We start from the raw sequence: 20,756 nt of genomic DNA on the forward strand, positions 1-20,756 counted from the left end.
TTATTGTTTAATGATTTTAATAGATTTTTCTCCTCCATCTTTATAAGAAAGCAGCACCAGATAAATACCTGTAGGATATTGCTGAAAAGGGATATTTAAATTGTTTAAACTGCTATTTGTCTGGTATGTTTGTAAAACCTGTCCAGTTATAGAATAAACATGAACAGAAATCACATAATTATCCTGAGCCAGCTGCCATTGCAGGTACAATTGTTCTTTTACAGGATTTGGATAGTAGGAGATAACATCTTCCGGAAAGAATTTCTCTAAATCATTTTCGACAACTGCCTCTATTTCTTTAACCTGCTGTACAGATTTTGACAAACAATTGATGCATAGTGCTCTGTTTGTTTGATTTCCGGCACCATCATAACTAAAAGTTAGTTTTGTTTGGGCGTTTGCAGAAAAACAAAAATGCAGTAGAATAAAAAGAAGACATGTTCTCATAAATAATAAAAATTTAAAATATTTTCCTACAAACGTATAATTATATTTTAAATCCTACAAATTTAATGTTAACGAAAAATTTTGGGCAAAAAAAAGCGAGACCTAAATCTCGCTTTTTTAATATTATTTGTATTTTAAAAAATAGCTATTCTACCGTAACAGATTTTGCTAAGTTACGCGGCTGATCAACATTACATCCTCTCATAACTGCAATATAGTATGAAAGCAATTGCAAAGGAATTGTCGTGATAAGCGGTGACAATGCATCAGAAGTTTCAGGAATTTCGATTACATAATCAGCTAATTCGCGAACCTGTGTATCACCTTTAGTAACAACGGCAATGATTTTACCACTTCTGGATTTAATTTCCTGGATGTTACTTACAATTTTATCGTAGTGACCTTGTTTAGGTGCAATTACAATAACCGGCATCTGCTCATCAATTAAAGCAATTGGTCCGTGTTTCATTTCGGCAGCAGGATAACCTTCTGCGTGAATATAAGAGATCTCTTTTAGTTTTAAAGCTCCTTCTAGTGCTACCGGAAAATTATATCCCCTGCCTAAATAAAGGCAGTTAGGAGCATCTTTAAATTTAGCAGCAATTTCTTTTGCTCTGTCATTTGTTTCTAATGCTTCTGCTACTTTTTCAGGAATTAATTCTAATTCTTGTAAGTAAGCATGGAAATCAGAATTTGATAAGGTTCCTTTAGCTTTCCCTAATCTTAAAGCAATCATGGTAAGAACCGTGATTTGAGTTGTAAAAGCTTTTGTAGAAGCTACTCCAATTTCTGGTCCTGCGTGCGTGTAAGCACCTGCATGACTTTCTCTTGAAATAGATGAACCTACAACGTTACAAACTCCAAATACAAAAGCTCCGTTTTCTTTAGCCAGCTTAATAGCAGCCATAGTATCTGCCGTTTCCCCAGATTGAGAAATAGCGATTACAACGTCATCTTTATTGATAATTGGGTTTCTGTATCTAAACTCAGAAGCATATTCTACTTCAACCGGAATACGTGTAAATTCTTCAAAGATATACTCAGCTACTAAACCAGCATGCCATGAAGTTCCACAAGCAACAATTAAAATTCGCTTAGCGTTTAAAAATTTCTCAAGATTATCTTCAACACCAGCCATTTGAACAATTCCTTCATTGGCATGAAGTCTTCCTCTGTATGTATCTTTAATTACACTTGGCTGTTCGTAGATTTCTTTTAGCATGAAATGATCATAACCTCCTTTTTCAATCTGCTCCAAATTCAATTGAAGTTCCTGAATATAAGGATCTACTAAAGAGTCATCTTTAATTTTTCTTACTTTTAGAGGTTTATGCAGTCTGATATTAGCCATTTCGCCATCTTCTAAATATACCGCATTCGAAGTATATTCAATAAACGGAGAAGCATCAGAAGCAATAAAGAATTCTCCTTCACCTACTCCAATTGCTAACGGACTGCCTAATCTTGCTGCAACAATTTCGTTTGGATTTTTTCTGTCAAAAACAGCAATTGCATACGCTCCAACAACTTGATTTAACGCAATCTGAACTGCTTTACCAAGCTTAATTTTTTCGTTTTTCTGAACTTCTTCAATTAAGTTTACTAAAACTTCTGTATCAGTATCAGATTTAAAAGTGTATCCACGCTTAATCAACTCTTCTTTAAGCGGCGCATAATTCTCAATAATTCCATTGTGGATAATTACTAAATCTCCAGAATTAGAAACATGAGGATGCGAGTTCACGTCATTTGGTACACCGTGGGTTGCCCAGCGGGTATGCCCAATTCCAATATTTCCATTTATTGTAAAACCTATCTTCGATTTAGCTTCAAGATCAGAAACTTTGCCTTTTGTTTTACAAACTTTTATACCTGATTCGTCATCATACAACATAACGCCGGCACTATCGTATCCTCTGTACTCAAGCCGCTTTAAGCCCTTGATAACAATAGGATAGGCCTCTCTATGGCCGATATATCCAACAATTCCACACATATATTACTTATTTATTTGGTTTCGTGTAGTAAACCTCAAGCCTCAATCTTTTATCATAATTTGAATCACCTGCAGGAATATTATTTCCAAATAATATAGTTCCTAACGGATTCATAACTGATGCTCTCGGTGCTTCTGAAAAATATTCATTTGGATCCACTTGTGGATTAAGCTGAATTCTATTTTTCAATTTATTTGATGTTATAATACTTATATCATCGGTAACAACCAGTCCTAACTTTACATTAACTGCGGTTGTTGTTTTTATTAAATTACGTATGTGATTTGTAATTCTAATTTTATAAGTACTTCCTCTTCCTGTTGTTGCATCAACATTTATTATACCTCCAAAAATAACTTTTGACATCCTTGCATCAGATGTTATACTGGAACTTCCGTCTGCTGAATAATCTAAAAGCGGTGTGCTGTTCTTAAAATCATACAAGTAAACTCTTTTTGGTTCCTGTGCCTGTAAATTGTCAGTCTTTTTAACTGCCATTTTTTCTGCATCAACATGAAAGACCAAATTAGCTTCATTTACCAGCCATCCGTTTTTTCTAATTTCTTCTAATTTAGAACCAAAGTCTTTAAGTTCTATAATTACAAGAGATCCCTGACCGCCTTTTAAATAAAGATTTTTATCTCCGGTAGTCGTATTACGTGCAGCTACGGCATTTTGGTAATCAGTATCTTTAACATCCTGAAGAAGATTAACATTACTTCCGGTTAAATTTATTACTATTGATCTATCTTCTGTTACCTCAGGACCATCTGTTGTAATATCCGTTTTGGCTTTATATTTTATAGTAATTTTCCCTTTAGTAAAATCCATTAAAGCCATATTACTTAAACTTCCTCCAGATTTTTCAACCTTAAAATACAAGCCTTTAAAATATTCCTGAAATACATCTGCAGCAGAAAGTTTTTCTTTCGCAGCATTTAAAATTTTCTCCTGAAAAAATTGCTTATTTAAATTTAAACGCATCTCTGGCGCTACTAAAGTTGTAACATCTTTATTATCTTTATCTTTAGTTACATCTTTAATTTCTTTTGAATCAAAAAAGAATTCGCTGTTCTCAAGTACTCCTCCATCATTTAAAGGTTTACCCGTTACTATATAAGGTTTTTTAGCCGTTTCAAATTCAGTTTGATCATTATAATATAATTGTGGAAATTGATTACCACTATCATAATAACTACTTCTCATTTGATAACCAGACTCGTAAACACTTAATTTAAGCTTACCCGTAGGGGCACCATAAATAGAGTCGAGCTGATATACATGAGTTCCATCCGTATTGGTACTTGTTATATGACTAAAATAAGGTATACTTAAAACTGCACTTTCTATCACTGGTGTTTCTCCAATTGACGGAGCATACGCAGCAAGCGCTACTTGTGTATTATAATTTGCAGTGGTTGTACCAAAAACCGGATTATCATAAATCCCTAAAGCATTTGTAACTAAAGCATTTGATTGTATTGGAGTTACTTCTTGATTATAAGCTATAACATCATATTTTTCAGATTCCAATCCAAAATGATCATCACCAATTAAATCATCACCAATCGCATTAAAATCTTTGTCGCAGGAATATAAAAAAACAACTGTTGCGGCTAATAGAATTTTCTTAATAAAAGAAGTATTGTACATATTCGTATTATAGTTAAAATTTAAAGACCCATAGTTTTATAGAAATTTGTATACGCCTCGGCGAATGCATCTTTCGCGGCGAAAGGTAAAAAAGGTTTTCCTGAAGATTCTATAAATTTTGTTAAACTTGGAGAAACATTTTCTGACGCTATAATGACAGCATCAGAATGCAATATACTGGCCTTTAAGACATTTTCGTAATTTGGGGTTTCAAGATCAGAAACTGATTCGTGCGGAACACCATCAAATTTAACCTTGTTTATCATTTCTAAATCTAAGTTTTCATCAAAAGACTGACCATAAACTGAGGTAACGATTTTTGTATCATTAAACAATGCCTCATTTTTATAATAGTGTTTCATATAAATTGGAAGCATCGCCGCTAACCATCCATGAACATGGATAATATCCGGAACCCAATTTAATTTTTTTACAGTTTCAACAACTCCCTTTGCAAAAAATATAGCCCGCTCGTCGTTGTCTGGATATAAAACCCCTTCTTCGTCTGCAAAAGTTGCTTTACGTTTAAAATATTCATCGTTATCAATAAAGTAAACCTGAATTCTTTCTTTTGGAATTGAAGCTACTTTGATAATCAATGGCATATCTAAATCATTCACTACCAAATTCATCCCTGAAAGCCTGATTACTTCGTGTAATTGATGTCTTCTTTCGTTGATATTTCCATATCTTGGCATGAAAATTCTTATCTGACCTCCCTGATCGTTAATCATTTTAGGAACGTCATAAGACATTAAAGAAACCTCATTTTCAGCCAAATAAGGCACGACTTCAGATGATACGTATAATATCCTCTTATCTTTCATAATAATATTTTACTTAATTTTTGGTAATAAAAACGTCGCAAAATTACAAAATTTTATGCAGTTTATAACTAATATATTATGTTTGCACTAAATTTTAATAATACTGCCATGCATATTTTCTACGGTAAAGTAGCTCTGATAGCTTATTTAAAAACTATCAAAACCGCAAATTCGACTATAGGATTTGTCCCAACCATGGGAGCTTTACACCAAGGGCATCTGGCTTTAATGCAGCGTTCACTTAAAGAAAATGACGACACAGTTGTAAGTATTTTTGTAAATCCAACGCAATTTAACAATCCCGAAGATCTTGAAAAATACCCTCGAACTCTTGAAGAAGACGTTAAGAAAATGAGAGGTTTAAGTGACAAAATAATTTTATATGCTCCTTCTGTAGATGATATTTATGAAGGACAGACTATTTCGCAGTCTTTTGACTTTGACGGATTAGAAAATCAAATGGAAGGAAAATTCCGTCCCGGACATTTTAACGGTGTTGGAACAATTGTAAAACGTTTGTTCGAAATCGTGACGCCAACCAATGCTTATTTTGGCGAAAAAGATTTCCAACAGCTTCAAATTGTTAAAAAACTGGTCGAAAAAAACAACCTTCCGGTAAATATTGTAGGCTGCCCTATTTTTAGAGAAGATAATCTTTTGGCAATGAGTTCCAGAAATGAAAGGCTGACTGCTGAAGAAAGAAAAGAAGCTTCTATAATCTATAAAGTTTTAACAGAAGCTAAAGAAATCTTCCCAAACAGTACTCCCGAGGAAACCATTAAATTTGTCGAGGATTCCTTTAAAGACAACGAAAGATTTGACCTCGAATATTTTGTCATTGCTGATGAATCGACATTATTACCTATCGATCATAAAACAAACGACAAAAAATACCGCGCGTTTATAGCGGTATTTGTTAATTCTATAAGGCTGATAGACACCATTTCATTAAATTAAATTATCTTTGCTCCATGCAAATTCAAGTTATAAAATCAAAAATTCATCGAGTAAAAGTTACTGGAGCTGATTTAAATTATATTGGCAGTATTACTATTGATGAAACTCTACTAGAGGCTTCTAATATTATTGAAGGCGAAAAAGTAGCTATTGTTAACATTAATAACGGAGAACGTTTTGAAACTTACGCCATTAAGGGAGAAAAAAATTCAGGCGAAATCACACTGAATGGTCCTGCTGCCCGAAAAGTTCAAAAAGACGACATTATTATTATCATTTCGTATGCAACCCTGGATTTTGAAGAAGCTAAAACCTTCAAACCGTGGATCATTTTCCCAAATGAAAACGATAATTCGTTAACATAAATCACATTCCTTTCTTATTTACGTGTGTAATTTGTCAAAAAATATTTTTGTACAAATAGATTTTCTTTTGCCTAAATTGAAAATTTATTACCCGTAAGAAATCATTGCTTTTTTTATTCCCCAAAATCACAAAAAGCAAATAAAGTATTATATTGCTACACTATTTAAATACTTTTTAATTCACTGAAATGCCACAAATCATGAAAAAAGTTTACCTGCTAATTACATTAATTTCCATTTCTGTATTCTCCCAGAAAAAATTTGACAACATTCAATCCGAAAAACTAGGAGAAGAAAGAAGAATAACAATTGGACTTCCTGCTTCTTACGATGCAAAATCAGATAAAAAATATCCCGTTTTATATTTATTAGATGGCGATTATTTGTTTGACCCGTTTTATGGAGCCGTAAGTTATGGCAATTATTGGGACGATATTCCAGAAATGATTATCATTGGTATTCATCAAAATAAAGATGAAGAACGTTACGACGATACCACAATTGATCAAAACGAAGGACTGCCTTTTGAAAAAGGAGCAAAATTTTTTGAATTTATTGGTTCTGAACTAATTCCCTATGTAGAGAAAAAATACCGTACATCGCCTTTTAGAATTATCGCAGGTCATGATGTAACAGCAAGTTTTGCTAACTTTTATTTGTATAAAGAAGAACCTCTTTTTAATGCCTACATTTGTTTGAGTCCGGAACTTGCACCAAAAATGGAAGTTAGAATTGCCGAAAAATTTGCCAAAATACAAAAACCAATATTCTATTATCTTTCTGCCGGAGAAGGCGACAATAAGAAAATAAAAGAACCAATTGAAAAATTGGCCGGAAATATTAAAATCGCAAATAATCCGTTAGTGAATTATAAATACGAAGTATTTAAAGGCGCAACACATTATACTGAGGTTTTACATTCGATTCCGAGTGCATTATATCAGATTTTTGAAATATACAGACCTATAAATTCTGCCGAATACAACGACAAAATTGCAGTTCTTCAAACAGGTTATGCTGATTATTTGCAAAAAAAATACAATGATATGTCTGAAGTTCTAGGCGTTCAGATTCCGGTTAGAATGAGTGACTTTAAAGTAATTGAAAATATTATTTTAAAAAGAAATGCCTACGACGAATTAGGAAGAATGGCTGAAATTGGAAACGTAAATTATCCAAAAGCCATGTTAGGAGAATATGAATTAGGCTTGATGTACGAAAAAATGGGCGATCCTAAACATGCTTCAAAAAAATACCAAAATGCTTCGCAAATGGAGCCAATTGGCGACTTGAATAAAGATTTGATGTATGAGAAAATTGACGAAATGAATACGCTTGCCAAAAAAACCAAATAATGTCAAAAGTTAAAACTTCCTTTTTTTGCCAAAACTGCGGTACCCAATATTCTAAATGGCAGGGACAATGCAATGCCTGCAAAGAATGGAATACTATTGCCGAAGAAATAATTCAGAAGCAGGAAAAAACAGCGTGGAAAAGCGAACCAAGCTCAACAAGTAAAGCTCCGAAACCTTTAAAAATAAATGAAATCGATTCGGCTCAGGAAATCCGTATGGATACTACTGACGGCGAATTGAATCGTGTTTTGGGCGGCGGAATTGTTCCGGGATCTTTAACCCTTTTGGGCGGAGAACCGGGAATTGGAAAAAGTACACTTTTACTTCAAATCTCATTAAAATTACCTTATAAAACGTTATATGTTTCTGGAGAAGAAAGCCAGAAACAGATAAAAATGCGCGCCGAAAGAATTACACCAAGCAGTGAAAATTGCTATATTCTTACGGAAACGAAAACACAGAATATCTTCAAACAAATTGAAGCGATTCAGCCTGAAATTGTAATTATCGATTCGATTCAGACTTTACACACAGATTATATCGAATCTACAGCCGGAAGTATTTCTCAAATTAGAGAAACTACTGCCGAATTGATCAAATTTGCCAAAGAAACCAATATTCCGGTTATTTTAATTGGCCATATTACGAAAGACGGAAATATTGCCGGACCAAAAATTCTGGAACACATGGTTGATACTGTTTTGCAGTTTGAAGGCGATAGAAATCATATTTACCGAATTTTACGTTCCCTAAAAAATCGTTTCGGTTCAACTTCTGAACTTGGAATTTACGAAATGCTTGGAAGCGGTTTGCGCGAAGTAAGCAATCCGTCAGAAATATTGATTTCACACAAAGACGAAGAATTATCAGGAACCGCAATTGCCACAACACTTGAAGGAATGCGTCCGTTAATGATCGAAATTCAATCTTTGGTAAGTACAGCAGTTTACGGAACACCGCAACGAAGCACTACAGGTTACAACGCTAAAAGACTAAACATGATTTTAGCGGTTCTTGAAAAAAGAGCCGGATTCCGTTTAGGCGCAAAAGACGTTTTCTTAAACGTAACCGGAGGAATTTCTGTTGATGACCCCGCAATTGACCTTGCCGTTGTTGCTGCCATTTTATCATCAAACGAGGATATTCCTGTTGGAAAAGGTTTTTGTTTTGCCGGAGAAGTGGGACTTTCTGGAGAAATTCGTCCTGTAAACCGTGTAGATCAACGTATTCAGGAAGCCGAAAAACTAGGTTTTGATACCATATTTGTTTCTAAATACAATAAAATTGCTTTAAAAAATACCGGAATCAAAATTGAACTTGTGGCAAAAATTGAAGATGTTGCGAGTATTCTTTTTGGTTAAGTTTTTTTGCTGCAAATTAAACACGAATTTTTTATTTAAATTGCACCTATTTCAAAGTAAATATCACATCAAATTAATTCGAGAAATTAGTGAAATTGCTTCGTCTGTTCGCTATCGCTCGAGTCGTGGCAAAAACCATCCTACTAACGAACAATCCTAAAATCTTTTACGAAATAGACTTTATGAATTTTCCAAAACAAAAAATTTTCAAAGCTTTAAAAATACTTGCCCTGGTATTGATTTTGCTTTGCATTGGATTATACTTTTTCCGCAACTCGCTTTTAAAACAGGCCGTTGCAAAAGTAACCCACAAAATGGCTGTTGACTATAACAGTGATTTTTCTATTAAAGAAGCTTCTTTTGACGGCTTATCCAGCATCAAACTCACCGATGTTGTTTTAGTTCCTAAAAATGCCGATACACTTTTAAAAATTAAAAATATTGAAACCAGCGTCAGTTTAAGCAATTTACTAATTGGCGATGTTCAGGTTGGAACTTTAAAAGTCGACAACGGTTATATACAATTAGTTAAAAAAGGAAAAATCCGCAACTTTGATGCTTTCTTAAAAAGAAACCGTGACGATTCTGAAAAAAGCGAAAAGCGAAAATACGGTGCTTTTGCCTATCGTATTATTTCAAAACTGCTCAATTTAGTTCCGACTGATATGAATTTGGAAAACTTCCAATTCAAAATCGACGACAATGGCAAAAAAACGGCTATTGCAATAAATAAACTCATTTTAAACAACAAACAGCTCGAAACCAACATTCATGTCGTTAGCAAGGATTTTGATCAAAAATGGAACTTAAAAGGTTTTGCAGACCCAAGAAATCAAAAAGCAGATATTCGGTTTTTTAATTTAGATACCGGAGCCATTCGTGTTCCATATCTTGATGAAAGATATAGTTTAAAAGCAAGTTTTGATTCTATCCGTTTAAACGTTGAAAATATTGATAAAAGCGGAAGCGAATTACATCTTGATGGTTTTACTTCTATTGTAAACCTAAAAATCAATCATCCAAAAATTGCCAGTAAAGATGTTGTTATAAAAAATGCACGTTTTGATTACCGCTTTTTATTGGGGGATGATTTTATTTCAATTGACAGCACCTCAACAATGACGCTGAATAAAATAAAACTGCGTCCATACGCTTCTTACGATACCGAAAAAGATACAGTTTATACTTTAAAAGTTGATATTCCGAAAATGAAAGCGCAGGATTTTATTGTTTCGCTTCCCGATGGTTTATTTACACATTTTCAAGGAATGCAGGCAACCGGGAATTTCGATTATAAACTCGATTTCAAATTCAACAAAAATAAACCAAACACACTTGTTTTTGACAGTAAACTCAAAAAAGAAGATTTACGAATTACAAAATATGGCGAAGCCGATTTAAATAAACTAAACGGCGAATTTGTCTATCGTGCCATAATTCAAAATGTATTGCAAAGACCGGTTTTGGTTGGAAATGCCAATCCAAATTATACACCTTTAGACCAGATTTCTCCTTATTTGAGAAAATGTGTTTTAACAACCGAAGATCCGTCGTTCTTTTCACATCGTGGTTTTATAAACGAAGCTTTCAAACAATCGATTCTAAAAAACATCAGAACTAAAAAATTCTCACGCGGCGCGAGCACGATCAGCATGCAGTTGATTAAAAATGTTTTCCTAACCAGAGAAAAAACGCTTTCGCGAAAGCTTGAAGAAATCTTATTAGTTTACATTTTAGAAAATAACCGAATTGTAAGTAAGGAAAGAATGCTCGAAGTGTATTTCAACATTATCGAATGGGGACCAAATGTATACGGAATTGGTGAAGCAAGTCATTTCTATTTCCAAAAAAGTCCGTCGGCTTTAAATGTTGATGAATGCTTGTATTTGGCTACTATTATTCCGAAACCAAGAAAATTCATGTATCAGTTTAATGACGAAGGAAATCTGAAAGATTATGCATTAAAGAATCAGAAGTTTCTAAAGAACTTAATGTTTCGCCGTGGTCTTTTAATTCCTGAAGATACAATTGGTCAATTACCAGTTTATATTTCAGGAAATGCTCGTTCTTTAATAAAAATCAAGGCTCCGGATTCTACTGCAGTTCCGGTGGATTCTTTGTCTGGAGGAGATGAGTTTGATTTGTAGGTATTTGCAATGAAGGCGCTAAGGCACAAAGTTTTTTTACACTAAATGTTATAATCTCGCAAAGTTTTGTCATTTCGACCGAAGGGAGAAATCGCACTAGTAACTCTACAAAGATTGTCGATTCTCTTTGCGGAAATACTAGTGCGATTTCTCCCTTCGGTCGAAATGACAATATTGCGTCTCTCCTGCAAGGTTTTCAAAACCTTGTAGGTGTTTGTTACTATTTACTCTCTAATACCTACAAGGTTTTGGAAACCTTGCAGGAAACGATTATCTAAAGTTCCTTAAAAATTCTTCCTTATAAGTCGATGAAACCTCAATTTCAGTTTCGTCATTGAGTGTAACAATACCGCCTTTATTATAAGATTTTACACAATTCATATTGATAATATGCGATTTATGAACCCGAATAAAAGGCAATGGCAAAATCTCTGAAAAGTGTTTCAAAAATCGGCAGACCATTTTTTTACTTCCGTTATTGAGGTATAAATCGGTGAAGTTACCATTGCCGCGAAGACGTACTATTTCTTCCATTTTTACCACTTCAAAACCTTCAAGTGTTGGCAGAATAACTTGCTGCTTTTCCGGTTTTTGTTCGTGAAAATTTTCTACGATGATTTTATTTCTGTTGAAGATTTCATTGTTCATAATTTGATGCTGCACTTTATTTACTGCAACAATCAATTCTTCAATACTTATGGGTTTTAGCAGATAATATGCCGCGCTCTGATTCAAAGCTTTTAGTGAATATTCAGAAAAAGCGGTGACAAATATGGTTTCAAAATGTAAATCTTTACAAGCTTCCAGAACATCAAAAGCATTTCCAAAAGGCATTTCGACATCCAGAAAAACCAATTGTGGTTTCACTTCGTGAAGCAGCGGAACGGCTTCTTTTATATTTTGGGCTTCACCCACAACCTCAACCTGCGGACAGTATTTGCTTAAATAGTTTTTAAGTACTTCGCGCGCGGCAAGTTCGTCTTCGACAATTACACTTTTTATCTTTTGCAGTGTCATCATATTTTGTCAATTAATGGAAAAACAATTTCAACAATAGTTCCCTTCTCTGCTCCTTCTTTTTCCAAAATCTTAAATGAAATATCTTTTTTATACAATTCATTCAAAAGATCAATTCGCTCTTTTGTATTGTTCAAACCACGGGATTCGTATATTTTCTGATTCGTTGTTTTAAGCTCGCGGCTTTTGGTTAAACCAATTCCGTTATCATCGATTTTAACGATTATTTTTCCGTTTTTAAAATCAAACCGAAGCGATAAAAATCCTTTTTGGTCTAAATAGCGCAATCCGTGCCAGATTGAATTTTCTAAATGTGGCTGGATAATCATATTCGGAACAAAAACCCTTTCAGCATCCAGCGAATCATCTACCATAATTTCAAAATTGAATTTATCCTCAAAACGTAAATGCTCTAAATCCAGATATTTTTTAAGCTGTTCGACTTCTTTATCTAAAGAAATAAAATCCTTATTGGAGTTTTCCATCATATTCCGCATCAAGTTCGAATATGAAGTCAGATATTTATTGGCTTCCAGTTCTTTATTTTCTGATATAAACTGATTCACACTATTCAAACTATTGAAAATAAAATGCGGGTTCATTTCACGACGCAGTGACTGCAAAGCGATTTCTTTATTTTTTATTCTGATAGAATACAATGCTTTCGAAATAAACGTAAACAAAAGCAGCAGTAAAATTACCGAACCAATCAAAAAATAATTGAATGTATTTTTCTTTGAAATTAGTTCATCTTTTAGTGTTTTTTCTTTTTCTAACTGACGAATTTTATTTTCGGTAATCTGAAATGTTTTGGCATCGATTAAAGTCGTATCAGAATGAATCAGCTTTTCGAAGTTTTGAAAAAACTGTTCATACAACGCCATACTTTCTTTGTCTTCGCCTTTTGTTTTGTAATATTTAATTAAGGATGACAGGCTTTTTTTGGCTTCCGTCGAATTTCCTTTTTGAAACGATAAATCATACGCTTCTTTCAAAGACGAAATTGCTTTTTCCGGTTCTGCTTTTTCAAAATAAAGAGATGCCAGCGATTGCAGTTGTTTTATTTCGGTATTATAATCTTTATTGTTTTTGGCTTCGGCAAGCAGTTTTTCATTTATACTGACAGCTTTATCAAACTGATTGTCTTCGGCATAAACTTTTGCAATTTCATTCTTGATTTTAATTACAGCTTCGGGTTTGTCTTTTGCATAAACTAATGCCTTTTTATAGCTTTCTATCGCAACCTTTTTATCTTTTAAGTCTAATGAATTTTGCGCTTTTTGCACATACGCTTCTGTTACTTCCTCACTCTTCTTTTCCTTTTTCAGCAATTCAATATTAGAATCTACATAATTCTTTTGACTTGCCGGATTTGCCTTATTTTTAAGTCGGTTGGCATCATTTAAATTTATCTTTTCTTCAGAAACGTCTTTTGCCAAAGAACCCGCAGCTTCATAATTTTTAATTGCCGAATCAAAGTTCTTTTGGTTTTCCTGTGTTTTAGCTAAACTTCGGGTTACACGCGTTTTATCTTCCGTTAGTTTTAGTTTGGTATAACTGTTTAATGCTCTTTTAAAATATTCCTCGGCTTTGGCATTATCTCCGTTATTTAAAAATTCATTCGCCAGCCTTTCGTAATTCTGGGCAATTTTTGCTTCATCATTTTCATCTAATGATTTAGATAAATCATCGGCTGCTTTACTGATTTTGACTTGTTTGCTTTTTTCACTTTTCTGCACAGGAGCTTCCTGCGCTATTATTTGCTGTGGAAACAATAGCACTAAAAAAAGCAGACTAAAACTAATTACCAAATGATGTTTCACAAATAAGTTATTTAGAAAGTGTAAAGTAACCTAATTTCAAATTCCTATCCTATATTTTTCACCAAGTCAAACAACCTGTTGACCCATTCTGTCAAAAATACGTTTTTTCGATCAATACATTTGATTGCTAATTCTTAAAAAACGTAATTATGAAAAAACTATTCTTTACAATTTTAACAGTACTATCTTCTTCATTTATAATTGCTCAGGCTTCGGGAAATGTCAATTATCAAAACCAAGGGTATTATAACAACAACACCATCAACATTAATTTTCCTGCAAATGATGATATTGTTGTAAGCGTAAAAGGGCTTGCCAATATTAAAGCAGATGCTTACACCGCAATTTTCAGCGTAACTCAAACGGGTAAAACCACTAAGGAAGTAAATGATTTAATTGACCAAAGAATCACCCAGTCACTCAATGAAATTAAACTTAAAAAAGGTGTTGAGACTTTTGTCGACATGATTTCATTTGTTCCTGTTTATGAATATGAAACAGAAAAAAAACTTTTTAATCGTAAAACCTATAATGAAATGCCCGCAGGATTTGAATTAAAGAAAAACATTCATATAAAATATTCAAATCCCAATCAGCTCAATGAATTTATTTCCATTTTATCCAATAATGAAATATACGATCTGGTAAAAGTGGATTATTTCTCCAATACATTAGAAACCATTAAGAAAGAAATGATGTTAAAAGCAAAACTCTTGATTCAGGAAAAAATAAAAAATTATCAGGAACTGCTTGGAGAAACATTTACAAATGCCGAAAAAAGAATCGCCGATGATTATATCGTAAATATTCCTGTAGAAATGTATCGATCTTATGAAGCTTACAATGGTTCTTCTTTAAACTTAAAAAAAGCAGCAAACATTAATCCGCTTAACAAATCTGTTACACTTTATTACCAGCCTGTATTTAATAAAGAGTTTGATTTTGTAATTAATCCTGTTGTTTTAGAACCTGTTATTCAAATACAATACGAAGTTAAAATAGCGATTAGCAGAGAAAAGAAACAAGTTCTAAAAGCAGACAAAACGGAGAAAGAATTTATTCTGGTGACTGCAAATGGTGATTTAAAAATATTGAATACAAACACAGCCAGACCAATTCATTAATCTGGCAGAAACATTTCACCAAGTCAAAATGCCGTTTCACCATTTGTGCAAAAAACGCGCGTTTTTAGTTTTTAAGTTTGGTCTGTAATCATCCAATTAAAACTAAAATTATGAAATCAAATCTTTTTATTTCCGCGTTTTTTGCTACTGTATTTTCTATCGCTGGCTATAATTCAGCTAATGCAAAACCAAAAAATAAAACTGAAATTGAAAAACCGGCTTCTGCCGCAGCGACTAAAATACAAGTGGCGCTTTTACTGGATACTTCGAGCAGTATGGACGGTTTAATTGATCAGGCAAAATCGAGATTATGGAACATCGTGAATACTTTGACAACTTTAAAATATGAAGGAAAAACTCCGGATATCGAAATTGCTTTGTATGAATATGGGAATGATGGTTTGAGTGAAAAATCAAATTATATCAGACAAATTACACCACTTTCGACAGATTTGGATTTAATTTCTGAAAAACTATTTGCCCTTAGAACCAATGGCGGCAATGAATATTGCGGCGCTGTAATTCAGGATGCAACAAAACAATTAAAATGGGCATCTGAAAACAACAGCATGAAACTGATTTATATTGCCGGAAACGAAGAATTTAATCAGGGAAAAATCAGCTATAAAGAAGCAATCAGCAATGCTTTAAAAAATGACATTTATGTAAACACGATTTTCTGCGGTAATAAAACGGAAGGAATAAGTACGTTTTGGAAAGATGGCGCTGATCATGGAAAAGGAAAATATTTTAATATCGACGCCGACCAATCTGTAGAATATATTGCAACGCCTTATGACGATGAAATCACTAAATGTGATGAAAAAATAAACAAAACCTACATTAATTATGGTGCTAAAGGAGCTGCCAAAAAAATGAATCAGGCTATGCAGGATCAAAATGCAAAAATGGTTTCGAAGGCTAATTATACAGATCGCGCCGTGAGTAAATCAAAAGCGGCTTACAAAAATGAAAGCTGGGATTTGGTCGATAAAACAAAAGATGATGCCACAGCACTTTCTAAAATTAAAAAAGAAGAACTACCTGTTGAACTCCAGGATAAATCGACTGAAGAATTGAAAAAAATTGTAGCCGAGAAAACGAAGGAAAGAGAAACGATTCAAAAAGAGATTAGCGTATTGGCAAAAAAACGTCAGGCTTATATTGATACTGAAGCCAAGAAAACCAAAAAGCAAGATGATCTTGGCAACACAATAAACACGTCGATAATCGCTTTTGCAAAAGTGAAGGGTTATACAGTTGAGAAATAAATCATGCTGCAAATCCTGAAACATGAAAAAGAAAATATTCTTTTTGCTTTGGCTGAGCATTTTGGGTCTAAGTTTTGCCTGCAGGAATAAAGAAGAAAAACCAGAAATCATTAAGAGTTCAAAACCGGTTTACTCCTACGAAGAGAAACTAAAAAGTAAGATAACTGAGATTAGGATTTTTTTGGGGAAAACTCCTAAATACAATTCAAATGTTGTCTTCTTATTAGATATGAAGATTGAATCTGGAAAAAACCGGTTTTTTGTTTACGATTTAAAACATAACAAAATACTTAACAAAGGATTGGTTGGCCATGGTTCCGGATCAGAAACCGGAATTGCCGGAAAACTGCAATTTAGCAATACAAAAGATTCTAATTGCAGTTCGCTTGGCAAGTATGAAATTGGCAGTTCATATTTTGGAAGATTTGGAAAAGCATATAAATTATACGGTTTAGACAAAACGAATAGTAATGCTTTTGATCGAAATATTGTACTTCACAAATATGCAGACGTTCCTTATGAAGAACAAATAAATCCTATTTGTAATAGTTTGGGATGCCCAATGGTTAACGAAAAGTTTTTTGGCGTAATCGAAAAATTGATTGATAGTTCTAAAAAGAAAATCATTTTGGTAATTTATTATTAAGTTAAACCAACCTTTCAGCCGTTTTTGTTATCTATACTTATATAAAACACTTTAAATTATACTCCGATGATAAAAAAACAAGCAACAGCGCTCTTATTATTGTTAGGCATTTTTGCCTTTGCGCAAAAACCAATTTTCACCACTGCAAAAGTAAAAGCGGCAACGGTTTATTTTAATGCTGCCGAAATTTCTCAAACTGCAAGTACAACTTTACCGTTAGGAACAAGCGAAATTGTGATTAAAAACGTGGCAGTAAATTTAAATGAAAGTTCCATTCAAATTGGTACGCCGGCAAGTGTAACGGTTCTATCGGTTCAGTTTACTAATAATTATATTTCAGAATATGAAACCGATCCTAAATCGCCTTTATTGAAAAGAGTTCGTGACAGTATTATTTTGGTTCAAAAGGAAATTTTGAAAGTAAATAATACTATTAATTCTGAATCAAAAACCATTCAGTTATTAGATAAAAACCAACAGATTTCCGGCGTAAATTCTGGATTAAATGTTGCCGAATTAATGAAAATGGTGGAGTATTATAAAAGCAAACAAATAGAAATTGCAAACAATATTAATACGCTAACGGAGAAAAAGCAAAAACTAGATGAAGCGCTTCAAAAGCTAAACAACAAACTCGAAGTTGACACAAGTAAAGAAGAAAAAACCTCATCTGGAAAACTGATTGTTCAGGTAATGAATAGCGTAGCCGGACCGGTTCCTTTAGAAATATCGTATTTAACCAATAATGCATCCTGGTCTCCTTTTTATGATTTACGTACCGAAAGTGTTGCGGCTCCAATTAACATGATGTACAAAGCACAAGTTATTCAAAATACAGGAATTGACTGGAAAAAAGTAAAACTGACTCTTTCCAGCGGTTATCCAAATCAAAATAATCAAGCACCAATATTGAGTTCTTGGTTTCTGGCGAATCAGCTAAATGATCAAGTTATTACTACTTCGGCTTATGGAATCAGCAAAAGGAATCAGATACAGAGAAGTATTTATAAAGATAAAAAAGTAAGTAACGAAATGGAAATGGCGGCACCGGTAATGGCAGAATCTTCTGTTTCGAATTACACAACAGTTGCAGAAAACCAGCTTAATATTTCTTTTGATATTGATATTCCGTATGACATTTTATCGAATGGAAAAATTCACAGCGTATCTTTAAAAGAAATAAAACTTCCGGCAACGTATAAATATTATGCTGTTCCAAAAGTGGAAAATGACGCTTTTTTACTTGCTGAAATTGCAGATTACAGCAAATACAATTTATTGCGAGGCGAAGCGAATATTATTTTTGAAGGAATGTATGTTGGTAAAACGTTTATTGAACCGAATCAAACCAGCGATACTTTGAATTTGAGTATGGGACGTGATAAAAAAGTATCTATCAAAAGAGAAAAAGTTGCTGATAAATCGGGAACTAAGTTTTTATCTGCCAAAAAAGAACAGACTTTTACTTTTGATATTACGGTAAGAAATAATAAAAAAGAAGCGGTTGAATTGCTTTTGAAAGATCAATATCCGTTAACTACAAATAAAGATATTGAGGTAGAATTACTGCAAAGTGATTCGGCAAAAGTAAATGTCGAAACCGGAATATTGACATGGCAATTGCAGTTGAAACCAAATGAAACTAAGAAATTCAGAATTAGTTACAGAGTGAAATATCCAAAAGATCAGACTTTGAACTTATAAACAGATAACATTTTAAACACGAATTCCACAAATTAACACAGATCAATCCGTGAAAATTTGTGGAATTCGTGTTTTAAAAAGCCTTCGACTTCGCTCAGGCTGAGCGAAGTCGAAGCCCTATGCAGCAAATAATTACGGTGCCGGATCTGGAATAATTGCCTGAACGTGGTTGATTTCAGCTATAATTTCTTTTGATAAAACTACATCAATTGTAGCAATGTTTTCTTTTAACTGTTCCATTGTTGTTGCACCAATAATTGCGCTTGTCAAAAATGGCTGCTGTAAAACAAATCCCATTGCTAATTCAGTTAACGTTAATCCATGTTTTTTAGCAATTTCCTGATACAATTTTGTTGCTTGTGTACATTGTTCGCTTTTGTAACGTGTATATTGCGGAAAAAGGTTAACTCTCGCATTTGGATGTGCTTCGCCCGTTAAAAATTTACCCGTTAAAACTCCAAATGCTAAAGGAGAATATGCCAATAAACCAACATTTTCATATTTTGAAACTTCGGCAGAGCCCACTTCAAAAAGACGGTTCAATAAATTATAAGGATTTTGAACGGTTTTAATTCTTGGCAGGTTTTGATATTTACTTTCTTCTAAAAGACGCATCATTCCCCATGCGTTTTCATTTGAAACACCAATATGTTTAATTTTTCCTTCTTTAATTAATCCGTCAAACGTTTCCAGGATTTCTCTGAAATGATCTTCCCATGCATCATCATAACCATTAAAACCACGCTGTCCGAAATAATTTGTTTTTCGTTCCGGCCAGTGCATTTGGTACAAATCAATATAATCAGTCTGAAGACGTTTTAAGCTGTTTTCTAAAGCATATTTTATACTTGCCGGAGAGAAATCTCCTTTTTCTCGCATATAAGTAAAATTCGGGTTTGGTCCTGCAATTTTAGAGGCTAAAACGACTTTATCACGATTTCCTGATTTTTTAAACCATGTTCCAATAATTTTTTCTGTGCTCCCGTAAGTTTCTTCACGTGCAGGAACTGAATACATTTCGGCAGTGTCAAAAAAGTTTACGCCTTTTTCTAGTGCGTAATCCATTTGAGCGTGGCCTTCAGCTTCTGTATTCTGCTGACCAAAAGTCATCGTTCCAAGATTTATTTTACTAACTTTTATATCTGTATTTGGGATTGTAGTGTATTTCATTTTTTTTTAAGGTTCTAAGGTGCTGAGTTGCTAAGATTCTAAGGTTTTTATTTTGATACTTTTTATGTAGGTGCAAAGTTTTAGAGGCGCAAAGGTACAAAGGGATTTTGCAAATCTAAATTTGACAAAGGTTAAAAAAAGTACAAGATTTTTTTTAAAGGTGCTAAGGTTCTGAGTTGCTATCCCGATAGCTGTCGGGACTAAGTTAAAATTCATCGTAATAAAAAAGGCTCAAAGATTTACTTTGAGCCTATATCTATTTTAAACTTTTTAAAGGATTTTGAAATGTGCTAAAAATTCTAACAATCAAAATAGAACTTTCTCCAATTTGATATAAAACCTTATAATTTCCAACAACAATTCTTCGACAATCGAGTCTATATTCATCCAATTGAAATTGCTCAGGAAAAACAATTGCATCTGTACAATCGTATAGTTCTTTTCTAATATTTAAGGCGGTTTCTTTAGAATATCGCTCTTTTAAATACAAATAAATATCTTTTAAATCCAGTTTAGCACTCTCACTCCAAAAAACTTCTAATTTACTCATTATCCCAATCTTCCATTTCTTTACGTAAATCTTCTTTTGAAGTTATTCGGTTGTATTTTATATCATCTAATCCTTCTTCTACTTTATTGTGATATTCTATTAACGTCAATGGATTTCCTTTCGCATCATACGAAACTACTTCATTCAAATAATTATCAAAAACCGACGACACAATTCGTAACACTCTCTCATCTGCCAAATCAAGCTGATTCCTTATTTTATCTTTTAATTCCGGAAGTCCCATAATTCTAATTTTAGATATTCAAAGTTACAAAAATAATAAGATAGAAGTTTCAAATTAAAAATCCCAATTTAGAAATTCCAAATTCCAAAAACTACAGC

General features: G+C 33.3%; 18 protein-coding genes. 9 read left to right on the top strand and 9 right to left on the bottom strand.

Features of this window, described 5'->3' with window-relative positions; genetic code table 11:
- The 4 genes from AABD74_RS03950 to AABD74_RS03965 all read right to left on the bottom strand — a co-directional run bounded on the left by AABD74_RS03950 (window position 1) and on the right by AABD74_RS03965 (window position 4,924).
- The gene (locus tag AABD74_RS03950; protein WP_406844748.1) at window positions 1-447 is read right to left on the bottom strand and encodes a T9SS type A sorting domain-containing protein; all 447 of its coding nucleotides are present in this window, start codon (window positions 445-447) and stop codon (window positions 1-3) included.
- 145 nt (window positions 448-592) lie between these two features.
- Window positions 593-2,443 carry a glutamine--fructose-6-phosphate transaminase (isomerizing) gene (glmS, locus tag AABD74_RS03955; protein WP_232683003.1) on the bottom strand — a complete coding sequence of 617 codons (1,851 nt, stop codon included), beginning with the start codon at window positions 2,441-2,443 and terminating at the stop codon, window positions 593-595.
- A gap of 7 nt (window positions 2,444-2,450) precedes the next feature.
- Window positions 2,451-4,097, bottom strand: a complete 1,647-nt coding sequence (locus AABD74_RS03960; protein WP_406844749.1) for a DUF4270 domain-containing protein — start codon at window positions 4,095-4,097, stop codon at window positions 2,451-2,453.
- Window positions 4,098-4,117: 20 nt separating this feature from the next.
- Window positions 4,118-4,924, bottom strand: coding sequence for a glycogen/starch synthase (locus tag AABD74_RS03965; protein WP_232683000.1), 807 nt, complete (start codon window positions 4,922-4,924; stop codon window positions 4,118-4,120).
- Window positions 4,925-5,002: 78 nt separating this feature from the next.
- On the opposite strand from AABD74_RS03965, the gene panC reads away from it, so the two are divergent.
- The 5 genes from panC to AABD74_RS03990 all read left to right on the top strand — a co-directional run bounded on the left by panC (window position 5,003) and on the right by AABD74_RS03990 (window position 11,109).
- On the top strand, window positions 5,003-5,881 hold the full coding sequence (panC, locus tag AABD74_RS03970) for a pantoate--beta-alanine ligase (RefSeq protein ID WP_406844750.1): 879 nt from the start codon (window positions 5,003-5,005) through the stop codon (window positions 5,879-5,881).
- 14 nt (window positions 5,882-5,895) lie between these two features.
- Window positions 5,896-6,246 carry an aspartate 1-decarboxylase gene (gene panD, locus AABD74_RS03975; RefSeq protein ID WP_053473997.1) on the top strand — a complete coding sequence of 117 codons (351 nt, stop codon included), beginning with the start codon at window positions 5,896-5,898 and terminating at the stop codon, window positions 6,244-6,246.
- Between the two features lie 200 nt (window positions 6,247-6,446).
- Entirely contained in the window at window positions 6,447-7,601 is a 1,155-nt protein-coding gene (locus AABD74_RS03980; RefSeq protein WP_232682998.1) for an alpha/beta hydrolase, read from the top strand.
- Window positions 7,601-8,962 carry a DNA repair protein RadA gene (gene radA, locus AABD74_RS03985; RefSeq protein WP_232682996.1) on the top strand — a complete coding sequence of 454 codons (1,362 nt, stop codon included), beginning with the start codon at window positions 7,601-7,603 and terminating at the stop codon, window positions 8,960-8,962. Before AABD74_RS03980 ends, radA begins: the two co-directional genes overlap by 1 nt.
- A 182-nt stretch (window positions 8,963-9,144) precedes the next feature.
- On the top strand, window positions 9,145-11,109 hold the full coding sequence (locus tag AABD74_RS03990) for a transglycosylase domain-containing protein (protein ID WP_406844751.1): 1,965 nt from the start codon (window positions 9,145-9,147) through the stop codon (window positions 11,107-11,109).
- 270 nt (window positions 11,110-11,379) lie between these two features.
- Here AABD74_RS03990 and AABD74_RS03995 read toward each other — a convergent pair whose 3' ends face one another.
- Both AABD74_RS03995 and AABD74_RS04000 read right to left on the bottom strand, forming a co-directional pair.
- Window positions 11,380-12,129: a LytTR family DNA-binding domain-containing protein gene (locus tag AABD74_RS03995; RefSeq protein WP_180856070.1), complete on the bottom strand. Its 750-nt coding sequence runs from the start codon at window positions 12,127-12,129 to the stop codon at window positions 11,380-11,382.
- Window positions 12,126-13,949, bottom strand: coding sequence for a histidine kinase (locus AABD74_RS04000; RefSeq protein WP_406844752.1), 1,824 nt, complete (start codon window positions 13,947-13,949; stop codon window positions 12,126-12,128). Before AABD74_RS04000 ends, AABD74_RS03995 begins: the two co-directional genes overlap by 4 nt.
- A gap of 149 nt (window positions 13,950-14,098) precedes the next feature.
- Here AABD74_RS04000 and AABD74_RS04005 point away from each other — a divergent pair, with 149 nt between their 5' ends.
- The 4 genes from AABD74_RS04005 (at window position 14,099) to AABD74_RS04020 (ending at window position 18,694) form a co-directional block, all read left to right on the top strand.
- The gene (locus AABD74_RS04005; RefSeq protein WP_406844753.1) at window positions 14,099-15,073 is read left to right on the top strand and encodes an SIMPL domain-containing protein; all 975 of its coding nucleotides are present in this window, start codon (window positions 14,099-14,101) and stop codon (window positions 15,071-15,073) included.
- A gap of 110 nt (window positions 15,074-15,183) precedes the next feature.
- Entirely contained in the window at window positions 15,184-16,344 is a 1,161-nt protein-coding gene (locus tag AABD74_RS04010) for a vWA domain-containing protein (RefSeq protein ID WP_406844754.1), read from the top strand.
- A gap of 22 nt (window positions 16,345-16,366) precedes the next feature.
- Window positions 16,367-16,990 carry a murein L,D-transpeptidase catalytic domain-containing protein gene (locus AABD74_RS04015; protein ID WP_232682990.1) on the top strand — a complete coding sequence of 208 codons (624 nt, stop codon included), beginning with the start codon at window positions 16,367-16,369 and terminating at the stop codon, window positions 16,988-16,990.
- A gap of 66 nt (window positions 16,991-17,056) precedes the next feature.
- Complete coding sequence (locus AABD74_RS04020; protein WP_406844755.1) at window positions 17,057-18,694, top strand: DUF4139 domain-containing protein; 1,638 nt, start codon at window positions 17,057-17,059, stop codon at window positions 18,692-18,694.
- Between the two features lie 132 nt (window positions 18,695-18,826).
- On the opposite strand, the gene AABD74_RS04025 is transcribed toward AABD74_RS04020, so the two are convergent.
- The 3 genes from AABD74_RS04025 to AABD74_RS04035 all read right to left on the bottom strand — a co-directional run bounded on the left by AABD74_RS04025 (window position 18,827) and on the right by AABD74_RS04035 (window position 20,658).
- Entirely contained in the window at window positions 18,827-19,864 is a 1,038-nt protein-coding gene (locus tag AABD74_RS04025) for an aldo/keto reductase (RefSeq protein WP_232682987.1), read from the bottom strand.
- Between the two features lie 256 nt (window positions 19,865-20,120).
- The gene (locus AABD74_RS04030; RefSeq protein ID WP_406844756.1) at window positions 20,121-20,414 is read right to left on the bottom strand and encodes a type II toxin-antitoxin system RelE/ParE family toxin; all 294 of its coding nucleotides are present in this window, start codon (window positions 20,412-20,414) and stop codon (window positions 20,121-20,123) included.
- Window positions 20,407-20,658, bottom strand: coding sequence for a hypothetical protein (locus AABD74_RS04035; protein WP_232680072.1), 252 nt, complete (start codon window positions 20,656-20,658; stop codon window positions 20,407-20,409). Before AABD74_RS04035 ends, AABD74_RS04030 begins: the two co-directional genes overlap by 8 nt.
- Window positions 20,659-20,756 lie beyond the last annotated feature (98 nt).

Origin of the sequence: Flavobacterium soyae (genome assembly GCF_045348165.1) — a bacterium.
Lineage (GTDB): Bacteria > Bacteroidota > Bacteroidia > Flavobacteriales > Flavobacteriaceae > Flavobacterium > Flavobacterium soyae.